At 65.4% G+C, this 6,375-nt stretch carries 4 protein-coding genes; all 4 read left to right on the top strand.

Going from position 1 to position 6,375, the window contains the following annotated elements:
• The first annotated feature begins 24 nt into the window (after positions 1-24).
• The gene (locus tag ACPEH1_RS20345; RefSeq protein ID WP_423716306.1) at positions 25-1,992 is read left to right on the top strand and encodes a hypothetical protein; all 1,968 of its coding nucleotides are present in this window, start codon (positions 25-27) and stop codon (positions 1,990-1,992) included.
• Positions 1,993-2,014: 22 nt separating this feature from the next.
• Positions 2,015-2,758, top strand: a complete 744-nt coding sequence (locus tag ACPEH1_RS20340) for a hypothetical protein (protein WP_423716305.1) — start codon at positions 2,015-2,017, stop codon at positions 2,756-2,758.
• 41 nt (positions 2,759-2,799) lie between these two features.
• Positions 2,800-3,024, top strand: a complete 225-nt coding sequence (locus ACPEH1_RS20335) for a hypothetical protein (RefSeq protein WP_312708323.1) — start codon at positions 2,800-2,802, stop codon at positions 3,022-3,024.
• 64 nt (positions 3,025-3,088) lie between these two features.
• Positions 3,089-6,375 (top strand): phage tail length tape measure family protein (locus ACPEH1_RS20330; protein WP_423716304.1); only part of this gene is annotated, 3,287 nt, incomplete at its 3' end.

Genomic DNA, 6,375 nt, shown 5'->3' with positions numbered 1-6,375 from the left:
GGTTCGACTCACTCTGAGGAAATGATGGCTGACACCTTCGGGCGCTTTGCCGCGCTGCCCATTGGCCCGTTGCTGGCCGCCCGCGACGGCGGCCTTACGCTTGCTACAACCGCAGCAGCGGAGATCCACCACATGGCCCGCTCTGACCTTGCACTGGATCACGGCACCTTCGGTGCCGAGTTCGCGGTGTGGGGCGATGATCCGATGGCCGCAGTCGTCGGCGTCGCGACGGCCGGCGCTTCGCTGGCCGCCTTCCCCGGCGGTGACGCCGCTGGCGTTGGCTGGAACCTTGGAGCAGGGACCGTGCTTTTCAACGGTGGGGCGGTGGCTGCCGGCTTGCCCGTCCTTGCCAAAGGTGAAATCGCGGGGGTGCTGGTGGAGGTCGGCGCGCCAACCCGGCTCAAGCTCTACCGAAACGGCGTGCTGGTCCACCAGAGGGACATCGGGCTTACCGGCCCGCTGCACTTCGCCGCCTCGCTCGCGGCCACCGAAGCCGGTGGTCTGTGCATGGCGGTCAATGCAGGGCAGTGGGGTGCCAGTAGTCCAGCCGCTCAGGTCGGCTGGCGCTTGCCCGCCGCATCCCCAGCGGTGGCGCGCCTCGCCGATGCCGACTGGCTGACCGCCCCGGGTGATTCCCCGGCCAACGCTCGGTTCGAGGGGGTGCTGGCCGACGGCATCACCCTCATCAGCGAAATCAACTTCTGGCCGTGGGGTGGTGAACCGGTGAGCCAGACCAGCGCGGCGGAATGCCAGGCGCTGGACGCTGATGGCGTCCTGGACGATCTGGCGCTCAGTGGCGCTTCTGGCGCGCCGGCGCAAGTGAGGGTCGGTCCGGCGGATGGGATGCTCGCCGACACGCACGCGGCGTACCGCTTCTCGCTCGACCGGATCGAGATCAACGACGACGGCACCAAGGGAATCTACTTCCGGGACGCGCACGATGACCTCGACGAGGTGATCAACCGCAGTGTGTTCCTGCCGAACATCCCCGGCCTGGCGTGGAAGCCGCAGCCGGTGCTGATCGGCGCTGTGGCCAGCGTGCCGGCGATGGGGGCAAATTCGGATGCGACGGCGATGTTCGTTGCCGATTCGCGGATCTACACGGATACCGTCCTTGACCGCGGCGACGCGATGGAGGCGGGCACCTTCTCCCTATCCCCGGATGGGCAGCAGCTGCTCATGCGATCGCCACCGGTCATGCCTGTGGTGACAGACGCTTCCAGCGTTGGTCCGGGGCCGGCGCCGGCGACGCTGCAGCAGGCGATGGCCGACATCATGGGGCGCCTGGGCAAGGCAGCATGGTCGGGCACAGACTGCGCGGTGATCGATGCCGCCACTGGCTATGCCGGTGTGGGCTACTACGCCGGCACGGCCATCACTGGCCGGGACGCCATGAACGCGATCCTGCCCAGCTACGGAGTGGGCTGCTACCAGGACGCTGACGGTGCACTTCGATTCGTCCAGGTGGCGGCGCCAGAGGAATGGGCGGGGGAACTGGCTTTCGACCTCGCCGGCGGCGACCTGGCCGAAGATCTGCTCGCCGTTCCTGACGAAGCCCCGAACCTCACGCGCCGCATGGCCTACCGGCCGAACGCCCAAGCGTTGGGCGCTTCCGACCTGGTCACGGACATGGTGGACGTGCCCCAGTGGCGCCGCGACGAGCTGATGGGACTGTTCCGCGCCCAGGTGTACGGGGCCGGGGCCATGCATCCCCACTACCGCCGCGCCGACGGCGCCGACCCGGTGCTCTCGCTCTTCTGGAATGGCGCGGACGCGCAGGCAGAGATCGACCGGGTAGTGGCCATGTACCGGGTGCAGCGGTTCTTCTACCGGGTCAGCGTGCAGGGCGACCAGGAGCTGGCACCGCAGCCGGGGCAGGTGGGGCGCATCGCCTACAGCCGGTACGGGTTGGAGGCGGGCAAGCAGGTACTGGTGCGGCGCGTGGAGCGCAACCCTGCCACGGGTGACGTGGTGCTGACGTTGTGGGGGTGATGCGGTGCTAATCGGATATGGAATGCCTGCGGTGCAGTCTGTGGCGCTGGTGGGCGGCACCTGGCTGACCACCGACGCCGGCGCTGCAATGTTCGACGGAAAGCCGAGGCGCCGGAGCCGCATTCACCGGACAGGCAGCCTGTCCATCAACGTGACGCTCGCCGAGGGGCTGGTCCCGGGGATAGTGGCGTTGCTCGGCCTCAACGTGCCGGAGGGGGTGTTGGTCAGCGCCGCCGGCGCCACCGCAACGACCGTGCGCCTGCCCGACGGCACCGTATGCGCCTGGCTGTTCCCGACCGCCGCAGCCACGGTGAGCAGCGTCGCGGTGGGGATCGACACCCTGGTAACGAACGTCGAAGTGGGGGAGATTGCGATCTTCCGTGCGGTCGACATCGGCATCAAGGATGGGTGGGCGGTTGGACCGATTGACGCCAGTGTCCACACGCGGACCAAGGGCGGGCAGGTCAACACCGTACCCGGCGCCGTATACCGGCGGCTGACTGCCACGCTGTCCGGCCGCGCGACTGAGGTGGTGCGCAAGGGCGGCCTGGGCGGTACGGACTGGGAGACTGTCGCAATGGCGATGGCTGGGCGCCAGCGTGCATGCGTGGTGCCGCAATTTCGCGACATTCAGACCAAGGCGTTCGATCCAGTTCTGGCTGCGCGCGCTGCGATTTACGGCCACGCCACGCAGCTGCCCTCGGCCGAGAGCATCAGCCGGCAGTACTTTGGTGGATACATGGAGTTTGAGGAAATCCCGGGCTGACACTGGCAATATCTGCCGTCAATCAAACGAAGAGGGTCGATATGGAAGCTGATCAAGAACGTGCAAGCAGCACGCTTCTGCCCGAAGTGATCAAGACAGTAGGACACCTGTCCGTGGCAGCTGGTGTTGCAGGGCTCGCCGTTGCCCTGCTGGGCGTGGCGCCGTGGGTATTCACCGCGTCCGTGTCGTCGCTGCTCTCGGCGCCGTTCCTTTACGGATTTGCCGACATCGTGCTCAGCCTCAGGAAACTCTGCCAGAAGACCTGATTGCTGGAAACCTGCCGTCATTCCAAGGCCCGCCAAGTGCGGGCCTTTCTTCTATTGGTGAAAAATGGCCCTCTACACCCTGACCGTTGACCTGTTGGCGGAAACCGGCAGCTTCGAACGTAATATGGGCAAAGCACCGCGGATATCCGAACGGGCCGCGCGAGCAATGCGGCAGATGCAGCGAGAGATGTCCGACAGCTTCGCTCAGGCTGCTCACGACGCGAAGCTGTCGATTACAAGCATCGACCTTAGCATGGCGACCCTGGCGAAAGGGTTCGGCGCGCTCGGTGGTGGCGCGGTGCTTGGCATGTTCATCACCGAGACGATCAACGCCCAGAATGAGCTGGCTCAGCTCAATGCCGCGCTGAAATCCACCGGTCAGGCCGCTGGCTACAACAGTCGGCAGCTCGTGGACATGGCCGACAAGATGGCGAAGGCGACCACGCACTCGTCGGGCGAGATCGTGACAGCGCAAACCCGGCTGCTCTCCTACTCCAGCATCGTGGGTGAGAATTTCCCGCGCGCGCTGCAGCTGGCGATTGATCAGTCCGTGCGCCTAGGTGAGAACATCACTCAATCGGCAGAGACGATCGGAAAGGCGCTGGAGTATCCCACTGAGGGAATCTCCGCCCTGACGAAGCAAGGCTTCCGCTTCACCGACCAACAGAAGGCCATGTTGAAGGGCATGGTGGACACTGGGCGCTTGGCCGAGGCCCAGGCTATGGTGATGGGGGTGATGGAAGAGTCGTATGCCGGTGCCGGTCTGGCTGCCCGCGAAACACTCGGTGGCGCGCTCGGTGCCGTCAAGAAGGCATTCGAGGATCTGCTGGGGAGCGGCGCGGAAGGGGGTACTGTTCGAGCTGCTACCGCAGCAATAAACGGCTTTGCCGATAACTTGGGCGTCATCGCCGCCGCGGCTCTGCCAGTCGGGGCGGCGCTGGGCATCTTCTACGCAGGCGGAAAGCTGGCGGTCGGCCTGAAGGAACTCACCGCGCTCTGGACGGCGCACAGCGTCGTGGCCAACAGAGCTGCGGTGGGGCTCACCGGTATGACCGCAGCCACCGTGCGGCTGACCACTGCGCAAACGGCAGCCGCTGTCGCGGCAAAAGGTCTGTCCGCTGCTTACGCAGCGATCGGTGGGCCGGTAGGGCTCGCCGCAGCCGGCGTGGCGGCGATCGGGTTCGGCATCTACAAAGCGGCCGAGGCAGCAGGGGAGAGTAAAGAGCGATTCGAAGGCTTCAAAGCATCACTGGACGGAATCGCTGAAGCATCCCGCGAGCTGCGCAAGGACCTGCTGGACGGCTCATCGATACGGGAGGCGATGGAAGGCTTCGGCAAGATGGTCGTGCCCCTCCGCGATGCACAAGCGGAATTGGAGGCGCTCCAACAGAAGCTGCAAGGCCTGTATCGCGATCAAAGCAGCGCCACCCCCGGTGACGGCGCCAGCGCGCTTGCATATGCAGGTCAGATTGAAGCTACCAGCAAAGCCATCGAGACACTTCGCGGGAAGCTCAAACCCGCAGAGAGTGACCTCGCGGCTATGGAGAGCGTTCTCCGGCAGCGGATGGGGCCTGCATTCGGTGAGCTGAAAGGCGCAATCGAGCGCCTCAGGCAAGATGGAAACTGGGAGGCGTTCCACAAGAGCATCGGTCCAGGCGCGACGGCTGCGATCGGGGACCTTGACCGTCTCGAACAGCGCTTTAAGACGCTTTCGGCGACGATCAGCAACGGTATCGTGAATCTCCCGGGGCAGATTGAGCGCATCGGAAAGAGCGCAAAAGACGTCGCGCGCCTTGATGTTCGGGACATGCTCCAGGCGGGCATGGACCAAGGAAAGTTGAGGCCAGGAACCGCGGATTGGGATGCAGCAGTCGCGCAGGGCACGACATACATCCGCCTGCGCATTCAGCAAGAGAAGGCCGAAACAGCGCTCACCGCGTCCAAAAAGCAGGCGACCGCCGCCGACCGTACCGCTGCCAAGCACCAGAAGGCCGCGACTGAGTCACTGGAGCGCTACCGCCAGCAGGCTCAGCTGGCGGCAGCGGCGATGAACGGCCCGCTCGACGAGGCGATGGCCAAACACCTGCAGAACATGGCGGAGTACAACGCCGCCCTGACCAAGGGCAACATCGCCCAGGGTGATGCCAACGTGCTGATGGCCCAAAGCGCAATGGAATACGCCAAGGCAGCGGCAGAGGTTGATCGGGCCATGACCAGCCCGGAGGCCTTGCTGGCGACCATGAACGGTGAGCTGTCCATGCTGGGCAAGATAGGCCGTGCGCGGGAGCTATATCGCCGGCAGCTGCTCAACGAGCGCGACATGCGACAAGAGCTGCAAAAGTCGGTGGAGGCCGCTGGTGGCAAGGAAGCGCTGGCATTGGCCAAGGGCGCGGCGAGCTATGAAGAGTACGAGCGGTCGATTCTGGCCGCGGCTGGTGCGTCCGCTGCGCTGTCGCTGCAGATGGAAGAGGCCGCGGCCAATGTCGAGGCCTGGGCCAACGTGGTGATCTACGGTGTCGGCGATGCCGCCGATGCTATGGCAGAGTTCGTTGCCGGCGGGATGCGCGACTGGCGCAGCCTGTGGGGGGACTTGAAGGACGTAGCCAGGCAGGGCCTGCGCGACCTTTCCCGCCAGCTGCTGCAGCAGAAGCTGGTGCTGCCGATCCAGACCAGCATCCTTGACCGAGTTGGCTACAGCATTCTGTCGGGCAATGGAACCGCCGCCGGCGGCCAGAATCTGGCCAGCGTGGCCGCGCTGGTGTCCAAGGGCCAGGTCGCTGCAGGCTTCCAGACCCGCATCGCCACTGGCACCCGCACGGACCCAGCGTCGATGATGGGATTCGGCAACAACATGCCAGCCTTCACCTGGCCTGGCGGCAAAGCGTCCTCGCTGTCGGGCATTAACTGGGGCGGCGCGCTGGCCGGCGGCATGATGGGTATGCAGGGCGGCGACGGGCTGTTCACCAAGGGCGTTTCCACGCTGGCCGGCGGCTTTGCCGGGAACGCCGTAAGCGGCGCCATCTCCGCCGGCATGGCTGCTTACAAGGGCGGCTCAGGGCTGATGGGCGCGCTGACCGGCGGGCTCAAGAGTATCGGGCCCGCCGGCTGGATTGGCTTGGGTGCATTTGCCCTGGACAAGGTCACCGGGGGCGGTTTGTTTGGCACAAGCTGGAAGACTACCGGTGGCGCCAGCCAGTTCAACATCGGTGATTCCGGCGTGTCTGGTGTCAGTGAAACCACTCAGTCCAAGAAGCGCAGCCTCTTCCGGGGATCCAAAAGCCGAACCAATCGCGCAGCGATGGACGACGCGGCGCTGCAGTCCGTGCGTGACCTCTTCGACCAGATCGAGAA

It is taken from the genome of Stenotrophomonas sp. NPDC077421 (assembly GCF_049545505.1).
GTDB lineage: Bacteria > Pseudomonadota > Gammaproteobacteria > Xanthomonadales > Xanthomonadaceae > Stenotrophomonas > Stenotrophomonas nematodicola.
The sequence above is the reverse complement of the archived record's forward strand: the minus strand, read 5'-3'. Positions and strand labels throughout refer to the sequence as shown.